This is a genomic window from Nostoc sp. NMS9 (assembly GCF_017114995.1).
Lineage (GTDB): Bacteria > Cyanobacteriota > Cyanobacteriia > Cyanobacteriales > Nostocaceae > Nostoc.
Genome location: NZ_JABXKL010000099.1, coordinates 16,469 through 37,134, shown reverse-complemented (window position 1 = coordinate 37,134; position 20,666 = coordinate 16,469). Strand labels below are relative to the sequence as shown.

Annotated in this window: 17 protein-coding genes; 4 read left to right on the top strand and 13 right to left on the bottom strand. The window is 43.1% G+C overall.

Translation table 11 applies throughout. The features are described 5' to 3' along the window. Nucleotides 1-144: 144 nt before the first annotated feature. From HWQ40_RS32750 to HWQ40_RS32740, 3 genes are all read right to left on the bottom strand, one after another. Nucleotides 145-813 carry a DUF1345 domain-containing protein gene (locus HWQ40_RS32750; protein ID WP_292786174.1) on the bottom strand — a complete coding sequence of 223 codons (669 nt, stop codon included), beginning with the start codon at nucleotides 811-813 and terminating at the stop codon, nucleotides 145-147. A 300-nt stretch (nucleotides 814-1,113) separates the two neighbouring features. Continuing rightward, nucleotides 1,114-1,503 (bottom strand): DUF1499 domain-containing protein, encoded by a 390-nt coding sequence (locus HWQ40_RS32745; protein ID WP_292786173.1) that lies wholly within the window; start codon nucleotides 1,501-1,503, stop codon nucleotides 1,114-1,116. A gap of 334 nt (nucleotides 1,504-1,837) precedes the next feature. Further along, complete coding sequence (locus HWQ40_RS32740; RefSeq protein ID WP_292786171.1) at nucleotides 1,838-5,899, bottom strand: putative Ig domain-containing protein; 4,062 nt, start codon at nucleotides 5,897-5,899, stop codon at nucleotides 1,838-1,840. Between the two features lie 397 nt (nucleotides 5,900-6,296). Between HWQ40_RS32740 and HWQ40_RS32735 the strand changes: the two genes are divergently transcribed. Beyond that, the gene (locus HWQ40_RS32735) at nucleotides 6,297-7,445 is read left to right on the top strand and encodes an alanine--glyoxylate aminotransferase family protein (RefSeq protein WP_292786170.1); all 1,149 of its coding nucleotides are present in this window, start codon (nucleotides 6,297-6,299) and stop codon (nucleotides 7,443-7,445) included. Nucleotides 7,446-8,190: 745 nt separating this feature from the next. Here the strand turns inward: HWQ40_RS32735 and HWQ40_RS32730 are convergent. Beyond that, on the bottom strand, nucleotides 8,191-9,618 hold the full coding sequence (locus HWQ40_RS32730; protein ID WP_292786169.1) for a hypothetical protein: 1,428 nt from the start codon (nucleotides 9,616-9,618) through the stop codon (nucleotides 8,191-8,193). A 499-nt stretch (nucleotides 9,619-10,117) separates the two neighbouring features. Continuing rightward, complete coding sequence (locus tag HWQ40_RS32725) at nucleotides 10,118-10,441, bottom strand: hypothetical protein (RefSeq protein WP_292786167.1); 324 nt, start codon at nucleotides 10,439-10,441, stop codon at nucleotides 10,118-10,120. A 701-nt stretch (nucleotides 10,442-11,142) separates the two neighbouring features. Here HWQ40_RS32725 and HWQ40_RS32720 point away from each other — a divergent pair. Further along, a complete protein-coding gene (locus tag HWQ40_RS32720) occupies nucleotides 11,143-11,916 on the top strand; it encodes an MlaE family lipid ABC transporter permease subunit (RefSeq protein ID WP_292786166.1) in 774 nt (257 codons plus the stop codon). A 136-nt stretch (nucleotides 11,917-12,052) separates the two neighbouring features. Here HWQ40_RS32720 and HWQ40_RS32715 read toward each other — a convergent pair whose 3' ends face one another. Further along, complete coding sequence (locus HWQ40_RS32715) at nucleotides 12,053-12,499, bottom strand: hypothetical protein (protein WP_292786165.1); 447 nt, start codon at nucleotides 12,497-12,499, stop codon at nucleotides 12,053-12,055. 385 nt (nucleotides 12,500-12,884) lie between these two features. On the opposite strand from HWQ40_RS32715, the gene cruF reads away from it, so the two are divergent. After that, nucleotides 12,885-13,793: a gamma-carotene 1'-hydroxylase CruF gene (gene cruF / locus HWQ40_RS32710; protein ID WP_292786162.1), complete on the top strand. Its 909-nt coding sequence runs from the start codon at nucleotides 12,885-12,887 to the stop codon at nucleotides 13,791-13,793. A 122-nt stretch (nucleotides 13,794-13,915) separates the two neighbouring features. Next, on the top strand, nucleotides 13,916-15,115 hold the full coding sequence (gene cruG, locus HWQ40_RS32705; RefSeq protein ID WP_292786160.1) for a 2'-O-glycosyltransferase CruG: 1,200 nt from the start codon (nucleotides 13,916-13,918) through the stop codon (nucleotides 15,113-15,115). Nucleotides 15,116-15,245: 130 nt separating this feature from the next. On the opposite strand, the gene rnhA is transcribed toward cruG, so the two are convergent. From rnhA to rph, 7 genes are all read right to left on the bottom strand, one after another. Continuing rightward, nucleotides 15,246-16,154 (bottom strand): ribonuclease HI, encoded by a 909-nt coding sequence (gene rnhA / locus HWQ40_RS32700; RefSeq protein WP_292786158.1) that lies wholly within the window; start codon nucleotides 16,152-16,154, stop codon nucleotides 15,246-15,248. 111 nt (nucleotides 16,155-16,265) lie between these two features. After that, the gene (locus HWQ40_RS32695; protein ID WP_292786157.1) at nucleotides 16,266-16,520 is read right to left on the bottom strand and encodes a hypothetical protein; all 255 of its coding nucleotides are present in this window, start codon (nucleotides 16,518-16,520) and stop codon (nucleotides 16,266-16,268) included. A gap of 67 nt (nucleotides 16,521-16,587) precedes the next feature. Then, the gene (locus HWQ40_RS32690) at nucleotides 16,588-16,713 is read right to left on the bottom strand and encodes a hypothetical protein (RefSeq protein WP_292786156.1); all 126 of its coding nucleotides are present in this window, start codon (nucleotides 16,711-16,713) and stop codon (nucleotides 16,588-16,590) included. Continuing rightward, the gene (locus HWQ40_RS32685; RefSeq protein WP_292786155.1) at nucleotides 16,713-17,456 is read right to left on the bottom strand and encodes a M50 family metallopeptidase; all 744 of its coding nucleotides are present in this window, start codon (nucleotides 17,454-17,456) and stop codon (nucleotides 16,713-16,715) included. The genes HWQ40_RS32690 and HWQ40_RS32685 overlap by 1 nt, the downstream gene beginning before the upstream one ends. 237 nt (nucleotides 17,457-17,693) lie before the next feature. Beyond that, nucleotides 17,694-18,569, bottom strand: coding sequence for an FHA domain-containing protein (locus HWQ40_RS32680; RefSeq protein ID WP_292786153.1), 876 nt, complete (start codon nucleotides 18,567-18,569; stop codon nucleotides 17,694-17,696). A gap of 223 nt (nucleotides 18,570-18,792) precedes the next feature. After that, a complete protein-coding gene (gene pgl, locus HWQ40_RS32675; RefSeq protein ID WP_292786152.1) occupies nucleotides 18,793-19,515 on the bottom strand; it encodes a 6-phosphogluconolactonase in 723 nt (240 codons plus the stop codon). Between the two features lie 273 nt (nucleotides 19,516-19,788). Continuing rightward, a complete protein-coding gene (gene rph / locus HWQ40_RS32670) occupies nucleotides 19,789-20,532 on the bottom strand; it encodes a ribonuclease PH (protein WP_292786150.1) in 744 nt (247 codons plus the stop codon). Nucleotides 20,533-20,666: the final 134 nt, after the last annotated feature.

Below are 20,666 nucleotides of genomic sequence, written 5' to 3'. Positions count from 1 at the left end.
AAGAAAAATCAAGGTCTCGGCTATATCAAGGATTAAGAAAGTAAACTATTTGCTGACAATACATTTCATCTTGCATTAGACGAATAGATATTTCGCCTTTTTGAATCAGCATATCTTGTCTATATATTTTTTTACAGAAATTATTTAAATCAGCGATGCAATGATATTAATACTCATAGCTAAAATGGTGGTATTGAAAAAGAAGGATAATATGCCATGTAACAAAGTCAAGCGCCTCATATCGGGTGATGTTGTCTGCACATCTGAAACTTGACTAGTCATGCCAATTACAAAAGAATAATATAAAAATTCCCAGTAGTCTGGATAGTCATTATGAGGAAAATCTAAACCTCCGGTGATTTCTTCACTATGATTACGATTAATATATTTGTAATAGCTGTGTGCATATTGCACTGCAAACATCGTATGAACTAGTAACCAGGAACCAACAATGGTCATAATTGAAAGTATGACATGTAGAGTAAGCAGAGTTGTTGACAATCCTTTTTTATCAGTTAATAAAAACCCAATGGCTAAAACACTGGCACAAGCCGCAGCAATCACCAGCATCAATATAGCCAAATGTCCTTCATATTCACTCTCAGCATAGCGGCGAATTTTTTCTGGGTTAGCTTTAATCATTTTCCACCACGTTATGGCTAAGAAAAAGTCAATACCGGAGTTCCAAGCGCAGAGAATGCGAGTAGGTAAGTGCAGCCAACGCGGCAGGATTACTGAAACTAATACCGCAAGTCCGACAGCAACAATCAGTCGGGGTCGGGAGTCAAAGTTTTTAAACAAATTAAGTTTCACAAATATTGCGATCGCAGAGTTTAACTAATTCGTAATTCATAATTTTCGGTGAAACACCACACCACATTGCACAATCGTCATTCCAGATTCTACTGGATCTGAATCCACATAAGTAGATGGATAAAAATATTTACAACCATTGCAAATCAAGTGAAGTAATCCAAAACTCTGCGATTGTCTCTCTTTTCTACGAAAGGCTATGCGAATGTCTCACTTGTAATGACATCGTGTAATTAATTTTGCCCAACTACTTACTTATTTTCCCAGTCTTTAATCTCCAGTCCTTAGTTCAATTACAAATTACTTGAACTTGGCTCTAATCGTCTCTATTCGTTGACGATTAACACCCAAATCGCTCTGACCTAAACGTGAAGCTGAACGCACATGGATAACATTCGCATTCCGGTCTAGATAGAATTCTACATCATCCACAAATCCCAGTAAAGCACTTTTAAATTCTGCATATAAATAATCTTGACTTTCGGTAATGATTTTGGTTCTTGGTAAAGACTCAATAATCTGTTTAAGATTAGTAATTGCTTCTTCTGAAGTAGATGTAAAAGTCAGTGGTGCAATTTGGTGCGATGCATCTGTACTCTGACTAGAAACGCAGTTAGGGGAATTAGGGCAGGATGCTAATTTACCGTTGCTAATACCTAAATTATTTGGTCGTTTGCCAGCAAAAACCATAATTATATCTCCGGGTGAGTGAATAAATATACTCTCACACATTTGTTTGAATCACTGTAATACTTTGCCGTAATCGCATCTTCTTACAAATGACAGATTCACTCCAACATCGGTGATGCGATCGCTGTTTATGACTCATATTTGACTTTTTCAGAAAAAAAGCTTGTATTCATTGCTCAATAAAGCTTACAGGCTATATTACACCTATACCAAGTCACTTCAGACTAGTACAGTATGGCGTAAATAAACATACCATTTCAAATGGCGCAAGAAGCTCGGAATATAATTATGCGTGACTTTTGAATGCGTGACTTTTAACTTCCGCCTTGCGGTACTAGGCGATACTCAAATTAACTCGGACAATCAAATCGTTGTAATCTCGATCGCCACCATTTGCCAAATCCTCAAAGCCAAAAGCGTTATTCCCTAACAGGCGAATATGATCTGCTTTGTCAGTGTTAGCGCCCAAGAAGGAGAAGTAAACTGCCGGATCGTTATTAGTATTGCTATCAAGAATTGCATCAGTCCCGGCATTAACAATGATAAATGGGACAAAAATAGCACCAGGTTGAAAAGTACCTGTAAAACTTGCTGTACCTTCGTTAGCCACACTCAAATCAATACCAGCGACACGATTACTAATAGCAGCTTGAGTATAACCAGCCTGTCCAACAAGCACATCTGCTGTACCATCGCCATTGGTATCGATGCCACCATTCTCATCAGTTATCTGATAAAAGCCGACAAAGTTATTAAAAGCTGCTTCTCTATGAACCACAAATTCGGCTTTCACCAATTGTGTCACATCTCGTAAATCAATCAGTTCAGGTTCATATTTTCCTTGAAGACCAGTACCTAGAGGTGGGTCTTGCTCTGTTGCTGCAATCTTGACAACCAAATTCTGAAAGTTGAGAGAGAATCCTTTATCATCCACATTCGTATCCGAGGAAAAAAGCACCTGAGAAAACGAAGTTTGTCCAGATAGCACCGCCTGAGTAGTGCTGCTACGGATTAAATAAAATCTTAGGTTGCTCTGAGAGTTGAATTCCAGTAGCCTGCTTAGGTCAGTGGAATTAAAACCATTAGGTAGTTTTGCAAGAGATGAAAGAAGCACCATTGCTCGTTGGAGAGCTAGTTCGGTGTAATTTGCACCACCAGGGGCTACGCCGTTAATCCTACCTTCTGCATCGTCAACGACAAATACACCCAGTTCATTGACTTCTTCAGAGGTATTGCTTTTAATCTTGACTGAGAGTTTGGCTTTTTCACCGTTAACTTGATTTTTTATCGTAAAGATATCACCTGTAATTCTTGTGAGTAGGCTGGTTGATTGAGTCTCAGCGGTAATCACTTGAGCAACGGTGAGTGCAAATACATCACTAATTTCAGCCCCAACCGAATCTTTGGCGGTAACTTTGATGTTCAAGCTACCCAAGTTATTATTCGTAGGAACGCCGCTGAAAGTACGCTTATTAGGATTGAAGCTTAACCAACTGGGTAGTGGGTCGCCGTTGTCTAAGCTAGCAGTGTAGATCAAGGTATCTTCAATATCTACATCCCTAAAGGTGTTTTCAGGGATGGTGAAATTAAAGGTAGTTTCTGCCGTAACTTTTTGATCAGCGATCGCCCGATCTACAATTGGTGGATTGTTGGCTTTAGCAATTGTGAGTGCAAATACATCACTAATTTCAGCAAAAGCCGGATCTGTTGCGGTGACTTTAATGTTCAAGCTACCCACATTATCATTCGTAGGAGTGCCGCTGAAGGTAAGCTCATTAGCATTGAAGCTTAACCAACTAGGTAGTGGATCGCCATTGTCTAAGGTAGCAGTATAGGTTAGGGTATCTTCAAGATCCACATCGCTAAAAGTGTTTTCAGGAATGGTGAAGTTGAAGGTAGTTTTTGCTGTAGCTTTTTGGTCAGCGATCGCTCGATCTACAATTGGTGCACTATTGAACTTAGCAACTGTCAATACAAACACATCACTGACTTCATCCCCAGAAAGATCCTTGACTGTGACTTTGATATTCTGATTACCCAAATTCTCTACCGTAGGAGTACCACTAAAATTATGGGTAGCAGAATTAAAAGTTAGCCAACTGGGAAGTGGATCGCCGTTTTCGAGAGTAGCAGTGTAGGTGAGGCTATCGCCAGCATCGATATCAATGAAAGTATTTTCTGGGATAGTGAAATTAAACTGCGTATTTATGACTACCTTTAAATTAGCGATCGCCTCAACTACCTCTGGTGCATCGTTAATGTTCTTAACAGTGAGTGCAAAATCATCACTGACTTCAACCCCAAAAATATCCCTAGCAGTAACTTTAATGTTGAGGTTACTCACGTCCGCATTTAAGGGAGTGCCACTCAAGGTTTTGGTCGCAGCATTGAAGCTTAACCAACTGGGTAGAAGATCGCCGTTTTTGAGAGTGGCAGTGTAGGTGAGGCTATCGCCAGCATCGATATCAATGAAGGTATCTTCTGAGAAAGTGAAATTGAAACCCGTGTCTTCTGTTGCTTCTTTGTCTGCGATCGCCTGAAATACCTCTGGCGGATCATTGGTATTCTTAACAGTGAGTACAAAAACATCACTGACTTTAGCAAGATAAGTATCCGTGGCAGTAACTTTAATGTTCAGGCTACCGACATTTGCATTCAAGGGAGTACCACTGAAGGTTTTGGTAGCAGCATTGAAGCTTAACCAACTAGGTAAAGAGTCACCGTTTTCGAGAGTGGCAGTGTAGGTGAGAATGTCTCCAGGATCTTGATCTTGGAAGCTATCTGAGATTGTGAAGTTGAAATTTATGTCTTGTGGAGTTTCTTTGTCTGCGATTTCCTTCACTATCACTGGATTTTGGTTAACCCTGTAGCGTGCCACAGCAAAGTTATTGGCGCTTACTCCCGCGACTATTATCGTACCATTATGTTGGGTGAGAGCGTAGGCATTATCAGTAGTATTTGTGCCGATATCAGTAGTGATGATGCCAGTAGTGTTGAAATCAGTGTCAAGAGTACCATTGCTGTTGTAACGTACTAAAGCAAAGTTATTGCTACTCGAACCCGCCACAATAATTTTGCCATTAGCTTGCACGCTAACGCTGTAGGCGGTGTCAGTACCGCCCAAGTTAGTAATGACCTTGCCAGCACTACCAAAGCTGGTGTCGAGACTACCATTGCTGTCGTAACGTACCACAGCAAAGTTACTGCTACTCACTCCTGCCACAATAATTTTGCCGTCAGCTTGCACGCTAACGCTGTAGGCAGTGTCTGTGGTATTAGTACCAATATCAGTAATAACCTTGCCAGCACTACCAAAGCTGGTGTCGAGACTACCATTGCTGTCATAACGTACCACAGCAAAGTTACTACTACTCACTCCCGCCACCAGAATCTTGCCATCGTCTTGCAGGGCAATGCTGTAGGCGATGTCAGTACTGCCCAAGTTAGTAGTGACTTTGCCATCACTATCAAAGCTGGTGTCGAGACTACCATTGCTGTTGTAACGTACCACAGCAAAGTTACTATTACTCACTCCCGCCACCAGAATCTTGCCATCGTCTTGCAGGGCAATGCTGTAGGCGATGTCAGTACTGCCCAAGTTAGTAGTGACTTTGCCATCACTATCAAAGCTGGTGTCGAGACTACCATTGCTGTTGTAACGTACCACAGCAAAGTTACTATTACTCACTCCCGCTACCAGAATCTTGCCATCGTCTTGTATGACAATGCTTCTACCAGTGTCAGTGCTATTAGTACCAATATCAGTAGTGACCTTGCCATCACTATCAAAGCTGCCATCGAGAACTACAGGTAGAATTGAAGCGTAAGCTGTTATTACTTCTTGCCCAAACGCTAAACGAGGAACAATAGGCGCTGTACAAACCTCCAGTTCCCAGTCACCACCTAATACAGCACTCCCTGTCAAGTCATCAGAGGCCGCTACTACTGCACCTGTCAATTCGCTCAGACAGCGTATAAACAATACACCTGGCTCGGTTTGAGCGACCTTGCAACCATACAGCAGTAGTTGTGCATCTTCACTCAAAGCATTTGCCCAACCCATAAGTTGGGCTGCGTAACCATTGAGCGTTTCGTTGTTGAGTTGACTGTTGCCCAAATAGATGCACCCAGGTGCGCCGTGGGAAACAATGTGCAGACTATTGACCCTCTGATGAGACTCCAGCACTTGACTAATTTGCTCAATACCATCTTGGTTGGCATCTAAGACTGCAACTAAGGTATCTGGTAATACACCCATTACCAGACTTTGGTAGTCATCAACCTGTGGGTCAATAAAAACTAGGCGAGTAGGATACAAGTCTAAAGTTGGTTTAATATTAATGCTGTTAGATATTTTGTTTATAGTAAAGTTTTTATTGCTACTATGCTTTATCATAATTGTCCAATAGTAAATCCCTGATATTGAGCAAAAATGAAACTTTTTGCAGGTCATTGATGGTAGTTGCTTTCAATGTAGGAATAAAATAAATCCTTTCCCTCGGTAAATCCACCAGTTTAATTAATGGGAATTTAGAAATTTTGGGCATAGAAAGTAGCTGAAACCTTTGATAAAAAAAACTCAGTACACATCTACATCCCGGCGTTGCATATTTGCGGGATGATTTAGCAACTTCCAAAAATTTCTCCCTGCTTCCCCTGCTTGCCTCAATTCATGCCACTGTTCTGCAATGCCCTATTCCCAGATTCCTGTTCCCTCCCTACACAAGTAAGTTCAGGAATCAAATCGGATTCCTATATGATCCGGTAAGTATCGTCTAAATGAAGAGAGATTTATGACGCAAACAATTTCAATTAACGACTCTGGGCGCTTGCAACTCACGCCGCTAGAAATCCCATCCCGTCTGCTGTTGGGACCAGGGCCATCTAATGCCCATCCCACAGTTCTCCAAGCGATGAATACTTCACCCGTTGGGCATCTTGACCCAGCTTTTCTCGCACTCATGGATGAAATTCAGTCGTTGCTACGCTACGTATGGCAAACAGAAAACTCACTTACCATTGCAGTCAGCGGTACGGGAACAGCTGCAATGGAAGCAACCATCGCCAATGCTGTAGAACCCGGTGATGTAGTTTTAATTGGTGTAGCTGGTTACTTTGGTAATCGCCTCGTAGATATGGCTGGACGTTATGGCGCTGATGTGCGAACCATTACCAAACCTTGGGGACAAGTTTTCAAATTGGATGAACTCCAAACTGCCTTAAAAACTCATCGTCCAGCTATCTTAGCTCTAGTTCATGCCGAAACTTCCACCGGCGCACGTCAACCGTTGGAAGGGGTCGCTGATTTGTGTCGTGAATTTGGCACTTTGTTATTAGTGGATACGGTGACAAGTTTGGGCGGCGTCCCCTTGTTTTTGGATGCTTGGGGAGTTGACTTAGCCTATAGTTGTAGCCAAAAAGGGTTAGGTTGCCCGCCTGGTGCTTCTCCCTTTACTATGAGTGCGCGTGCTGTTGAGAAATTGCAACAGCGGCAAACGAAAGTTGCAAACTGGTATTTAGATATGTTGTTGCTAGGCAAGTATTGGAGCGCTGAACGCACCTATCACCACACAGCACCGATTAATTTATACTATGCATTGCGGGAAGCACTACGTTTGCTTGCAGAAGAGGGATTAGCAAATTCCTGGCAGCGGCATCAAAAGAACGTAGAATATCTCTGGGAAGGTTTAGAGAATTTAGGACTGAGTATGCACGTTGAGCAAGAGTATAGACTGCCAACGCTTACCACTGTCCGCATTCCAGCCGGAGTAGATGGTAAAGCGATCGCTCGGCAGTTACTCAATGAACATAATATTGAAATTGGCGGTGGTCTTGGCGAACTCGCTGGAAAAGTTTGGCGCGTGGGATTGATGGGCTTTAATAGTCGCAAGGAAAGTGTTGACCAACTTTTAGCAGCACTACGGCAGGTTTTACCTAAGTAGTTTTGATATAATTTGGTGCGTTAACAGTAGCTTAACGCACCTGAGAAAAAGAGCGTAGGTGTAGCCCACCGTAGGCATCGCGCTAACATTATTTAAGAATTAAAGGAAAGTTGATACTTTACACTTACTTACTCTTTTTACTTATCCCAAAAATTAAAGAAAGAGCAAGGTTAATTTTTGCAGGTCAATACAATCGCATTGTCAGTCGTTGCATTAACTAATGTAGTATTGTGTTTAAATAATAGTTATGATTCCCACAGTCATTGCACCCCACCCCTTAATCCCCTCCCCTTAGCAAGGGGAGGGGAGACAAAGCGTAGCTTTGGCGGGGTGGGGTTCTTAGGGTTCATAAATATCTATTGAGTATTCCTCACTAGTTCACTGCGAGAAAAAACCAACAACCAGCAGAGGCAAGAGTATTAAGACAGATACAATCAAAACGAGGGTTGCCGGATCGACTTTAATTTGGTTCTTCTCTGGATCGCGCATTTGGCACTCTCTCGAACAATAAGTATATTAACTAAGCCTAAATGATGGTTACTTTTTTTTCCAAGCCCAATGAGGTTTAGAAGTGTAAACTTTTTAGCCCATCAGCTTATTTCTTCCAAGGCAATTTAGTCCCCATTTCAGTTAAAGCTGAGAAGATCAGATAAAGAATGAGTAACCCAGCAGCCGCAAAGAAAGCGAGTAAATTGTTATCCATAAATGCCCCACGCTAAAACTTCGCTAATCATAGCGGAATCATCTAATCTTTAGCATTTTTTTGAGTCTGCAATCTTTGATCTTCTGGGTGCAAACTGTACCAGCCATACCAGTGACGAACTGCTAGCCAAACCGCTGAAAGCAAACCCGCTAAACTAAGAGTTAGTCCGCTAAACGGTACTAATAATCCAAAAATAGGTAGCACTGCTCCAGCTATAGTGGCGACGATCGCAGCCAGAGAAGCACTGCGGCTAGCTCCCAATCCCCATGTTAAAATTAGTAAAATGATAGAAATTAAAGTCCAAGCCAACTGAGCATTGATAACGCGAGCTAGATAGGTCAAAGTCAATAGACAAGCAAAGAAAATACTAGCAGCGATCGCAATATTTCTAAAACTCATTGGCAGTGACAAATATAACAACAATATCCACCACAAAAATATTGCCGGTGCTAGTAACAAAAGTCGGGGAATGATGCCAGTATGACGAATGGGGTCAGTATTAGTAAATACTCCAAATGGATTTTTGACTGAAACATTATCGTCAAATTTCCAAGTAAACTGAGTACTACGTCCATTAACTTTAATCTCATTCGGTACAACACCACTAGCAAAATCAGCCGGAGCAAAGTTGGCAATTGCTGTGAGGCGAAAATTAGAAAGCAACTGTCCTGCGGCGCTATAAACCCAGCGAGGCCCGCCTTGAGCCTGATAGGTGACTCGAAAGGTAGTTTCTTCTCCTGGTTGCAGCCGGAAGGGAAAACCATAGTCTCCCGGATTGGTTTGTTGTAGCCTAGTACCGTTACGCTCTACTTTGTAGCCAGCAAGCAGTGTGTAGCCGTTAGGTGGCGGTGCTTCAAAAAAGAAATTATTAATATCCTTGAGTTGGTTAACTACTTTATAATCAGCAGTGTATTCCACGCGATAAATTGAACTGCGACCTGGAACATCTACGCTTTGGTCTAGCTTGACTTGAATTTGCGAACCACCCAGCGTTAAGAAGCGGTTAACCTCTCGCGTATCATTGACTTTGACTATTTTGCCATTGGCTTGCGTGGTATAAGAGTATGGCTCCTGGGTAGTGTAGCGCACTTGCGGGGCAGATTGTTCGAGCTTTTCACCTGCGACACTTTCAGCTACTTGAGTCACCCTTGTTTGTTCCCAGTGATGATAACGATTGCTCAAAGTTGAACAGAGAAAAAATCCCGGTATTAACAGAACTAATACTAGAGTTAAATGCTGTAATCCCCGCAACAGTTGGGAATAACGAACAGCCCATTCGCCAATGAATATAAATTGTTCCGGCTGGCTGCGACGCAGAGAAAAACTGATCAGTGCGATCGCAACTCCCAAAGCTACGACCAAAAATACTAATAACAGTGAAGCTTTAAGCGCCTGGGTTCCAAATTGAACAAGCTCAATCGGATGCGTCAAATCGGGTAATCCGGGAATACCTTGAGCAGAAGATGACATTGGTTGATTTTTACAGAATTTGGAGAACCAGACCAATAAAATCTCTTAAAAGTTTCTGGACAATAGTTTTATTTGATACGCAGACAGTTTAAAGAAGTGCTGCGTTGGCGTAGCCAGCCGTAGGCATTGCTCTGTCTCTGACTTGCTCAACTGTAACTTGGTATAAATACCAAAAACCCGGTCTTTATGACCGGGTTTTTGAGCGGAAACAATGGGGATATATTCCCCGAAGGTTAGTTATAGAGGTTCAGTATAATATCGATGCTCTGATATTTACTACCACGCCGTTGTTACCTATTCCGGAAAATTAGCTAAGAATTTTTGACTAGTCTTCTTTGATCTCCTAAAATACAGCAACCTACTGGTAGCATCAGCGTGTAGGATTGATAAATATTAATTTTCCGGCTTTTGCTGATGAACAATGCATTTGGTAGCTGGCAAGAATGGCTAACAGTATTTATCTATCTAGGTTTTACCGTCTTTATTATCTGGCGCGTGTTTACCGCCGAGAAGAATTAAAAAAGCTGCATATCATCTCACCAGGGCCTTTTTGCTCAAAGGGCAAAACAGTCCCAGCTTGTTGAACCTTGACTCGTTCGCGACAATTGTAAACCTCTGTAGGTCTTTTTATGCCATCTACGCTAACAATTGCCTTGTATTCCCAATAATTTTTGGCACTTCGGCTGATACTGAGAATGCAAACCCGGTGGCGTAGACCGTCGTAGACAGCATAATTGCGGCATACAGATGCAAAAGCCGGATGTACCACTGAGAAAGGTAGTATTAATAGCAACAGAAATATTATGTATTTAATCCTGCTCATAAAAAATTGTTTAACATTATTTGGAAATATTATTAAATTTTTCAACCCTTTGAGTTGATTCAATTACTTTTCCTAGTTTCACAGACCAGAGATTGCAACTCCATAGCAGACAAAGCATGAGAGCAGCAGCAAAAAAGCTCTGCTTTATGTGCTATTTTCCGCTAAAGTTTACTAAGCTAAATTGAACCATGCCCAAACACTTTCTCTACTTTGAGGGAAAACATCTAGTACAACACGGCTTAAATAAACCACCCCTGACGCTCGATGACTCGCTAACGCTGCGCTAACGGGTGACGCTCGCAGGCTCGCTAACGCTGCGCTAACGGCAGTTCCTCATGGGGGGAACCCCCATCCATCGCCTTTGGCGTCTCCCCTTCTCCCAAAGGGAGAGGCTAACGCCAAGGGAGAAGACCGGACTGCCTCACCATTCCAAATCAATGCAACGCTTACACTGTATACCTGTTTTAATTTTAAATTTTGAATTTTGAATTCCGCCTTGCGGTACTAGTGCGTCTGTTCATGTACCATACCCTAATACCAATTGGTAATATCCTGCAAGAAGCTGCACTTAGTGCCTCTATTTAATTGAGAAAGTCAGATTACATCTGGCTGGGTTCCCACCATTTGTATCTGTAGTCTTATTTTGGAAAATTGATATAACAACAAATGTGCAAAAAAAGTCAGTCGTAAGGACGATAAAATTGCAACCAAAAACAAATTTTGAGCAATCTGAGATTACACGCTGTTTTGCAGCAATACTGCTCTTTGGTCAAGTGTGGCTACATTTACTCCAAGGGAAAACCTACTATCGCAAGATTTTGCAACATCTTGTTACCGCTGGGCCAGGTTCTATCTCTCCAGTTCTCCTTGTCAGCGGTTTTGCAGGAATGATTTTTACTATTCAAACGGCGAGGGAATTAGTGCGATTTGGGGCTGTCGATACAGTGGGAGGTGCTTTTGCCTTAGCTTTTTGTAGAGAATTAGCTCCAATTTTGACCGCTAGCATTATGGCGGGACAAGTAGGTTCTGCTTTTGCAGCAGAAATAGGTGCAATGCGAGTCACCGAGCAAATTGATGCACTTTATATGCTCAAAACCGATCCCATTGATTATCTAGTACTTCCTAGAGTAATTGCTTGTTGTTTGATGGTGCCTTTGATGACGATTTTGGCTTTAGTTACAGGCATCATTGGCGGAGTTTTTGCCGCATCAAAGTTTTACCAAATTATTCCCGAAACATTTTTAGAATCAGTCAGAAATTTTTTAGAACCGTCAGATTTGTTTATTATTTTGCTAAAAGGATTTATTTTTGGAGTGCTGGTTGCTGTCATTGGCTGTAGTTGGGGTTTAACTACTAAAGGGGGAGCAAAGGAAGTAGGAGAATCGGCAACAAAAGCAGTTGTTACTAGTTGGGTATCCATTTTTATTATGGATTTTTTCCTCTCTCTACTGCTATTCGATCAGCCTGCGTTTTGAACCCAAGTAAATAGTAAACAAGATTCACAACTTTTTTAAGAAGTTGGGAATATGAACCAAAAAGGAAGTTCTGGGTAAGCAATACTGATTATGAAGCGTTGGCACAGGCATCGCTAGCTTTATTGGATATACTTCATCACATTAGCGGAATTTGGGAATATATGAACTTGTAGATTAGCGCACCCAAAGCTAAACCTCCCAATGAAAAGATAGAGGCAGTTGAAAAAGCTAGGACTTCCTTAAGACCCGCTCTTTGAAAGTCTATTCTGACTAATATAGTCGCTGAAATGATGAGTAAGGTATCAAGAAATACCTGAAACCAGGCAATCATGATAAAGAACAAGAAAGCTGCAAAGACGGCAACGCCGAAAGACCTGGTATTTGATTTAAGCAAAATCCTATAGTAATATGTCATCTTCGGCCAAGGAGCGGTCAAAGTTACAATTAAAAGTAAGATAGCAACTACAGTTGCCACCCACACAAATATAGAAGCATGTGTTTCAGATATTACCCAGCCCAAAGTACTGTAACTCAGTAGTACTAGCGCCAGGGACACCCAAGGAACTCTTTTCAAAATTGACATGGGTTTATATTTCTAGTACAGGGTTAAGGTTTTATCGCATAAATAAGTGTAGTAACTCAAGACTTTATTTTGCTTGAGGACTTGCTCAATTTATGATGGTTGTCCTCCCTTAACGATATCCCAGTATAAAAGGAGTTTTTCCCGATACGGGTATCAATGAGACAAGAAACCAGAAGTTATTACAGATAAAATTATATAGATTTTGAATATATGGCTTAAACTAGTAAGTTTAGCATTATATTTTTATAGCTTCAATCAATAGACTTTTATGCTATTCCCAAGAAAGCCAAACAAGTTTGTCGAGAATTGCGGTACAAATTAATTAAAGATTTGTAAACTGTTAGCAGCCTAGTAGCCGCGTGTCACATCTTGTTAAGGAATTATCATGAGACAACTTGTTATTGCTGAACGCGTATGCCTCATTGGTCATATCGCGTCAAAAGCCTTTGGACTGGTAGGGATGCTACTGGTAGTACCTAATGCTGAAATAATTTTCAACTTATCGCAGGTAGGTGAAACTGCCATACAGTTAAGTATGGCTGGCGGCGGTGTAGTTGATATCATCTTAGGGACAATAGCTGTCTCCATTTATGCCTACCGGACGTTGGGCTTAGGAACTTGGCTAGCATTTATGCTACCAGCTATGTTTATCTCTTTGGGGAGTGAACTACTGGGAACTAGCACAGGGTTTCCATTTGGTGATTATAGCTACTTGAGTGGCTTGGGTTATAAGATTGGAGGGCTAGTTCCTTTTACAATTCCTTTATCTTGGTTTTATGTTGGGCTGTCGTCTTACTTAATTGCAAGAACTGGTTTGAAAGTGGCTCAAAAACCCAGTTGGGGTCGCCATATTGCTGCGATAGCCGTTGGTGCTTTACTCTTCACTTGCTGGGACTTTGCCCTTGAACCAGCTATGAGTCAATCTTCTCTGCCCTTCTGGTATTGGGAACAACCAGGAGCTTTCTTTGGAACACCTTACCAGAACTATGTAGGTTGGTTTGGTACTAGCGCCCTGTTTATGAGTGTGGCAGGATTATTGTGGAGAAATACCTCGATTAAATTAGAGCGATCGCAACTAAATCTGCCCTTAGTCGTTTATTTAACTAACTTTGCCTTCGCCGCCGGACTCAGCTTGGCCGCTGGATTCTCCATTCCTGTATTACTCGGCTTATTGCTAGGTGTGATTCCGGCTGTGGTGCTGTGGTCAAGGAGTTCAACCACACCTGCTCAAGTTACTGTTGAACCAGTAACCAAAGAAGTATCAGTAGCAAAGGTTGAAGTTGCCTTGAAATAAGCCTGGGAACTGGGGACTGGGGACTGAGAATTGGGGAGGGAGAAGGGAATAAACCAATACCCAATGCCCCATGCCCCATGCCCATTTATGTTGTATAGTAGCGATTTTAATTGTTAAGTATTTTGACAACAGTAGACAACGCTTCGATAGTGGAAAGTACAATTTCTCTTTTATTGCTACTTATCCAAGTACCAGCAACGGCGATTCTGTTTTCACGCCTGTTAAAGGGGCCAAGACGCCATCCTCCAATAGAACCCCAACAACCGACACCTGAGCTTTTGGGTAGGGTTAGCATCGTTGTTCCCACACTGAACGAAGCACTTCGCATCAGCCCTCTGTTGGCTGGTTTAAGTCAGCAAAGCTATGAAGTTCGGGAAATTATGGTTGTAGACAGCAAATCTAGTGATGGCACCCCCGACTTAGTAAAAGCCTCACAGCAGAAAGATCCGCGCTTTCGCCTGATGACAGATGATCCCTTACCCTCTGGTTGGGTGGGGCGTCCTTGGGCGTTGCATAACGGTTTTCTATATAGCTCAGAGGCTAGTCAGTGGTTCCTGGGGCTGGATGCTGATATCCAACCACATCCTGGTTTAGTTGCTGGTTTGGTGAAGACGGCCGAAGCACAAGGCTACGATTTGGTTTCTCTTTCACCCCAGTTCATCCTCAAATATCCTGGGGAGTGTTGGCTACAACCGGCTTTGTTGATGACTTTGCTTTACCGATTTGACCCAGCGGGGATCAATACAGAGCAACCAGAACGGGTAATGGCAAATGGGCAGTGTTTTTTGTGTCGTCGCTCCGTTTTAGCTGCTGTAGGTGGTTATAGCAGTGCGAAGAGTTCTTTTTGTGATGATGTCACGTTGGCACGTAATATTGCTATCCAAGGTTATAAGGTCGGTTTTTTAGATGGTGCAAAGGTATTAAAGGTACGCATGTATGAAGGGGCGATGGAGACGTGGAAAGAATGGGGGCGGAGTCTCGATCTCAAAGATGCAACTTCTCGCTCTCAGTTGTGGGGAGATTTATGGCTACTCGCATCTGTTCAAGGTCTACCCCTTTTAATTGTCCTGACTTTTTTGTTGATTTCTCCCACACTCTCATATTTGCCCACTCCCCCACTCCTGCTGCTGGGACTGAATTTATTCCTGTTGGTGATTCGCTTTGCAATGCTAATAGCGATCGCACCTTCTTACGATCGCATAAACGCTAAAGGCAGCTGGTTATTCTGGCTTTCTCCTTTGGCTGATCCCTTAGCTGTGCTACGAATCTTTTTATCTGCATTGCGCACCCCGCGCGAGTGGCGAGGACGCAAGTATATATAGTGGGGCATTCGGCATTGGGCATTGAGCATGGAGAAGAGACAAGGAAGAAGGGGGAGACAAGGGAGAGACTTGTTCAATAATTCCCCTTGTCCCCTTGTCTCCCCTGCCCCTCTGCCCCTCTGCCCACTCCCTACTCCTCTTCCCCTCCTACTTGATCCCCGCGTTCCAATTCCCAAAGAATTTGATTTCCTTCACGGCGTACCCGTGACACTATCCAGTTTCGCCAGCGCCATTGATCTCCACGACTGGTGACAGCGCTGGCGTGGACATCCATCAAGTCTGCTAACTCAGAACTGGTGATTAAGTAGCCTTTTTCAGAAATTTCGTCAGCTATACGCAGAGTTTCGACCAAGCTGCGGAGTTGCAAAACCCTCATTTCTGGCGGTTTTTCATCGGTTACGGCCGCAGTTGGCCCAGTTGATAGTTCCATAACGGTTATTTCTGGTGCAGAAGTACTGATTTCTTGCGGACTTTGGTTAGTTATTCTAGAGTTTTTTTCATAATCAGCTACTTTTGCTACATTTAATTCATTTTTGTAAGGTAAAGATTTATAAAAATCTGTGGAAGATAATTGTTGTAGGGAAGGGGTTTTGCCACTAGCATAAGTGCGAGCGATCGCATCACAACGTTCGTTACCTATGTTACCAGAATGTCCCCGGACGTGTTGCCATTTTACTTGTTGGGTATTGAGTTCATCTAAGATTTCTAAAAGGTCTTGGTTTTGGACGGGTTTACCATCTGACTTTTTCCAGCCTTTATTTTTCCAGCCTTTCACCCATTTGGTAACGCAGTTAATCAGGTATTCGCTATCCGTATGAAGGGTGATGGGTTGGGCTTGTTGAGATGTTTGCAGAAATTCAAGGGCGGCGATTGCAGCTTGCATCTCCATTTTATTATTAGTGGTATGAGGGGATGCATCACCCATTTCGTGGATTGAGCCGTCGCTGAAGTAGACGACAACACCCCAACCACCAGGGCCAGGATTACCGGTGCAAGCACCGTCGGTGTATATGCTTTGAATTATGGGTTGGGTGGACATGCTTAGAGTATCGAACCGCGAAGGTAAGAGTTATTAGCGGCGAATTTTTTTTAACAATATCCAGGCTATTATACTGATAAAATCTCTTTATTCTGACTTCTGAATTCTTCTCTAATCCTCATTATCTGGCAACTTTTCCATTTCTTCACTAATTAGCGTCTGAAAATCTTCGTCACAATGATTATGCAGATGAACCACACCAGCTAGGAGTTCTGCTAGAATTTCAGCTTGTTGGTTCGCAGTTAAACTAGTTAACTGTAACTGGTTAACGAATGCTTGTACTTTCAGGCATTCTATACCTAATTCAGCAATCAAGGTACTGAGGGTTGAATTGGTTATTGCAAGAGGGCGATCGCTAATCTGCATATTTTAGTTATTGTCCCAATCTTTTACGTGCTTGTTGGATTGCCTTGTCAAAAGCACAAATCTCTTTTTACCAATGCTTAATTAAACCTTCGTCAGGAAAACTCTTCTCTGATTCTAGTTTAATCTTTTCTTGATGTTCGCTAATTCTTTGAGCTAAAGATTCAATCGCCTTTTGATGGTGCTTCTTACTCATTACTCAGAACGATAAGCAACACGGAGACTTTGGATTAAAATCACCAGAGATGCGATCGCCATTAACCCGCCCCAAAACCAGTAAGGTAAAAGCAAATATCGCTGCATTTGCGCTGTATCAGAAATTCCAAGGGGACCAGCAGAACTACTAAATAGATAATCAAGTTGATGGTACGTACTTACACAAGCTTGTACACCCAAAAATTGAATCACAAACCCTTGCGTCCAGCGAGGTGCTCTTAAGGCAATACCTAAGATTATTAAACCTAGTAAGGGAATTGCCACCAATCCAAACCAGGAACGCACCCAAATTAAGGTGGACAATAGCAAAAAACTTCCTAAAATTTTCAAACAGAGGGTTGCTGCTGTAAAACTGCGAGAAGCCAGAATCAAAGCTGCACCGGCAAGAGGCGGCCCCATTGGCCCGGCTGCGGCGATTATTGCCGGGACAATTGGCCCCAACGACGACCGGATGCCATAAGTTGCGACACCAGAACCATTGCTAAAAATCTGCAACTTCTGAAACTGTCCCCCTAATAGCAGTGCCATTAAACCGTGACCCATTTCATGAAACCAAGTTGCCAGAATTGTAAATGGGTATAAGATATAATCCCCTCCTGGTACTTGCCACAATAAAGCAGTTGCGATCGCTGCTGCAACTAGCCAGGTTCGCCCCATGCGTTCAACAACTGGCGGGGCTTCTTTAGCGAGCAAGGTTTCAAAATTTTTACTTGGTTCCCTCATAGGTCACTCATTGGCAGTGTATTTCCATCCATCCTAGTGTAATTATTCAGGTAATGGAGTTGCTGGGCAATGCAACAATTCGCACCTCGAAGCGACGGCTGTCAACTATGGCCTTTTCAAGAACAACATAGTTATCCGTCGCTTGTTTGATGCAGTTCATTTGTTGCTCCTCCAAAATGGATGCCGGAGGATGGGCAGAAAATACTTAGACTGATGTCACAATCGATCGAGAATCAGTTAAGCAAGCTGAAAGAGGAATGTCATCAAGTCTCCTTTACCCAAGCTGATGCGATCGCCTGGTCGCAAGCGATGGCGGTTCCCTGGTAAAAGTGGCAAATTATTAATATAAGTGCCATTAGAACTTCCTACATCCTCTACATAATGAGCATCTCCCTCGACGCGAATATCTGCATGAATCCGCGAGACAATTTCGGAATTGGGAAATCCTGAAACATCTATATCTGGAGGAATCCGGTCATTAGGCTTGCCGATATGAATCACAGAAAAATTTTGCGGTAATTCAATTAAGCGATCGCTTTGAACGTGGATTAACCGTGCTGTAACCTGCTGCAATTGCGTTCTGGCAGCAGTTGCAGTTGGTGCTGCTGGCGGTGGTGCTTCGGCTTCAGAGGCTGGTGCTGGTTCCACAGGTGGTGGAGTTGGAATACTACTTTGTCCAGAGACTACGGGTTGAGCTACAACGGTTGACGCTGGTTCTGGGGGGCTGCTTACTGTAACAGGTACCTGTGGCGTTGGTTCTGGGGGAACTTCTACCTCTGTTGGTGGTAAAGATGATTCAGGACGATGGGAGTTAGTAGAACCGCTAATTCCCAAGGCATCTGGTTGTAAAAGTTCTAACAGTGGATCGGGTGGAACTAACGCTGGCACTTCCACGGGAATATCGGGAGTTACTGTTGCAGCTACTGCCGTATGAACGTGTGGAACACCTGCAGAGTGAAGGTTATAGCCACACTGACCGCAGAATGCAGCATCTGCCTGCACAGTTGCCCCACAACTGGGACAATTAGTAGTCGCAGGTAATGGTGTATAACAAGCTTCACATTGGACAGCGCCGTCAGGGTTGGGATGATTGCAATTAGGGCAGACGATCATCGATATTTAGCCTTTGTTCAAGATCATCATAAATATATTTAGGACTGGCAAGCAGAGGGCGGCCGTAGATTTAGATTCTAGCAATTACTGCTAATCGAACAATGAATTGGACACTCTTACACGGGGAAGGAGAGCAGAGGGGCAGGGGTGCAGAGGAGCAGGGGAGCAGGGGAAATAATAGTAACTCCTAACTCAGCACTTAGCACTCCCAATGCCCCATTGTTCAATGTTGAAGTTCCAAACCTGCTGCCGCATCCAGCAGCCACCAAAGTTCTCCTTGGGGCTGAATTAAGCGGGATGGGTAAGTAAAGTCATCAGCTACAGGTGCAAAGACTTGCGCTAAAGCTGGTCGTTTATTAGCCCCAGCAACCAGAAAAATCACGCTACGAGCAGAGTTGATGAAGGGATATGTGAAACTTATCCTGGGGTTTCCGTCTTTGTTACCTACAGTGACGAGGCGATCGCCTACTTTCAGAGCCTCTGTGTGGGGAAACAAAGATGCGGTATGTGCATCATCACCCATTCCTAGTAATACTACATCCAACGGGGGAAACTCGAGACCAGAAGAATTGAAAAATTCTTTGAGTTGTTGTTCATACTTGGCAGCAGCCAGTTCTGGATTGGCTTCTAAAGTTGGTACGGGGTGAATGTTAGCCGCTGGGATATCAACGCGATCTAGCCACGCACGACGCGTCATCAGTTCATTGCTATCGGGGTGATCTGGTGGTACGTAACGCTCATCCCCCCAGAATATATGAATTTTATCCCAAGGCAGTTTTTGAGTAGCAATCGCTTCGTATAACGGTTTAGGTGTACTGCCACCAGATAAGGCGATGGTAAACTGCCCCCGCTGCTCAATAGCAGTTTCTAACTTAGACAGGATTAATTCTAGCGCTCGTGCAACCAGCGCTGGCTGATCCGGTAGAACTTCAACGGTTTTGTTCATGGCTTCATCATCATATTGCTGGCTTCCAGCAATACAATACCGAACTTATTACAATCTCCCTTTTTAACTTTTGAAACATTTAACATCGTGGATTAAGTAGACTGGAAAAATGTAGACCCTCCTTATCACCTTTAACCGTAAGTTGTCAGTAGTGAGTCGTACTAACTACTAACCACTCTCATGATTATTTTTATTTACATCCAGTTACTTGATACTTTGTTGATTAACGCCACAGAGGATACATTTATTAATTCTTATTAAAAATTAATAAACCTAATTAATCACAAACAACGCCTCCCAGTCTGCGATCGCTTCACGTTGGGCAATTAACAATTCCTGAATTCCTTTTTGGGCGACATCTAGCAGTTGATCCAACTGAGTGCGGCTAAAGCTGCCTTCTTCGGCTGTTCCTTGGACTTCAATGATTCCCAGATGTTGATTCATCACTACATTAAAATCTACTGTTGCAGCCATATCTTCGATATAATTTAGATCCAAAAATGGCTCTCCCTTCAGTAATCCTACGGAAACTGCTGCTACCTGTCCACACAAAGGCGATCGCTCCAATACGCCCTCTTGCAACAATTTAGAAATTGCAAGAGCCAACGCCACAAACGAGCCTGTAATTGCTGTTGTGCGAGTTCCAGCATCTGCTTGTAACACATCAGCATCCACAGTCAGCGTGCGTTCTCCCAGTGCCTCAAAATCCACTGCTGCGCGTAAGCTACGTCCAATTAGACGTTGAATTTCTTGCGTGCGTCCAGATAATTTCAATAATTCCCTTTCTTGCCGTTTTTGGGTAGCAGATGGTAGCATTCGGTACTCAGCAGTTAACCAGCCTTTACCAGTTCCTTCGAGAAACTTTGGAACTCCCTTATTAACGCTAACGGTACAAAGTACTTGCGTATCACCGCATCTTGCAAGAACAGAACCGGGGGCAAAGCGGGTGAAATTGGGGTAAAAGCTGATCGGACGTAGTTCGTAAGGAAGACGACCGTCAGGACGCTGCCAAGCCATTGGAGTTGCCTCAAGTTTTACAATACTGCCTTAAGATTACCTTAGTGTTATTGGGCATTGGGGATTGGGCATTGGGGATTGGGCATTGGGGATTGGGCATTGGGGATTGGCAAGAATTCTTCCTAACTCCTAAC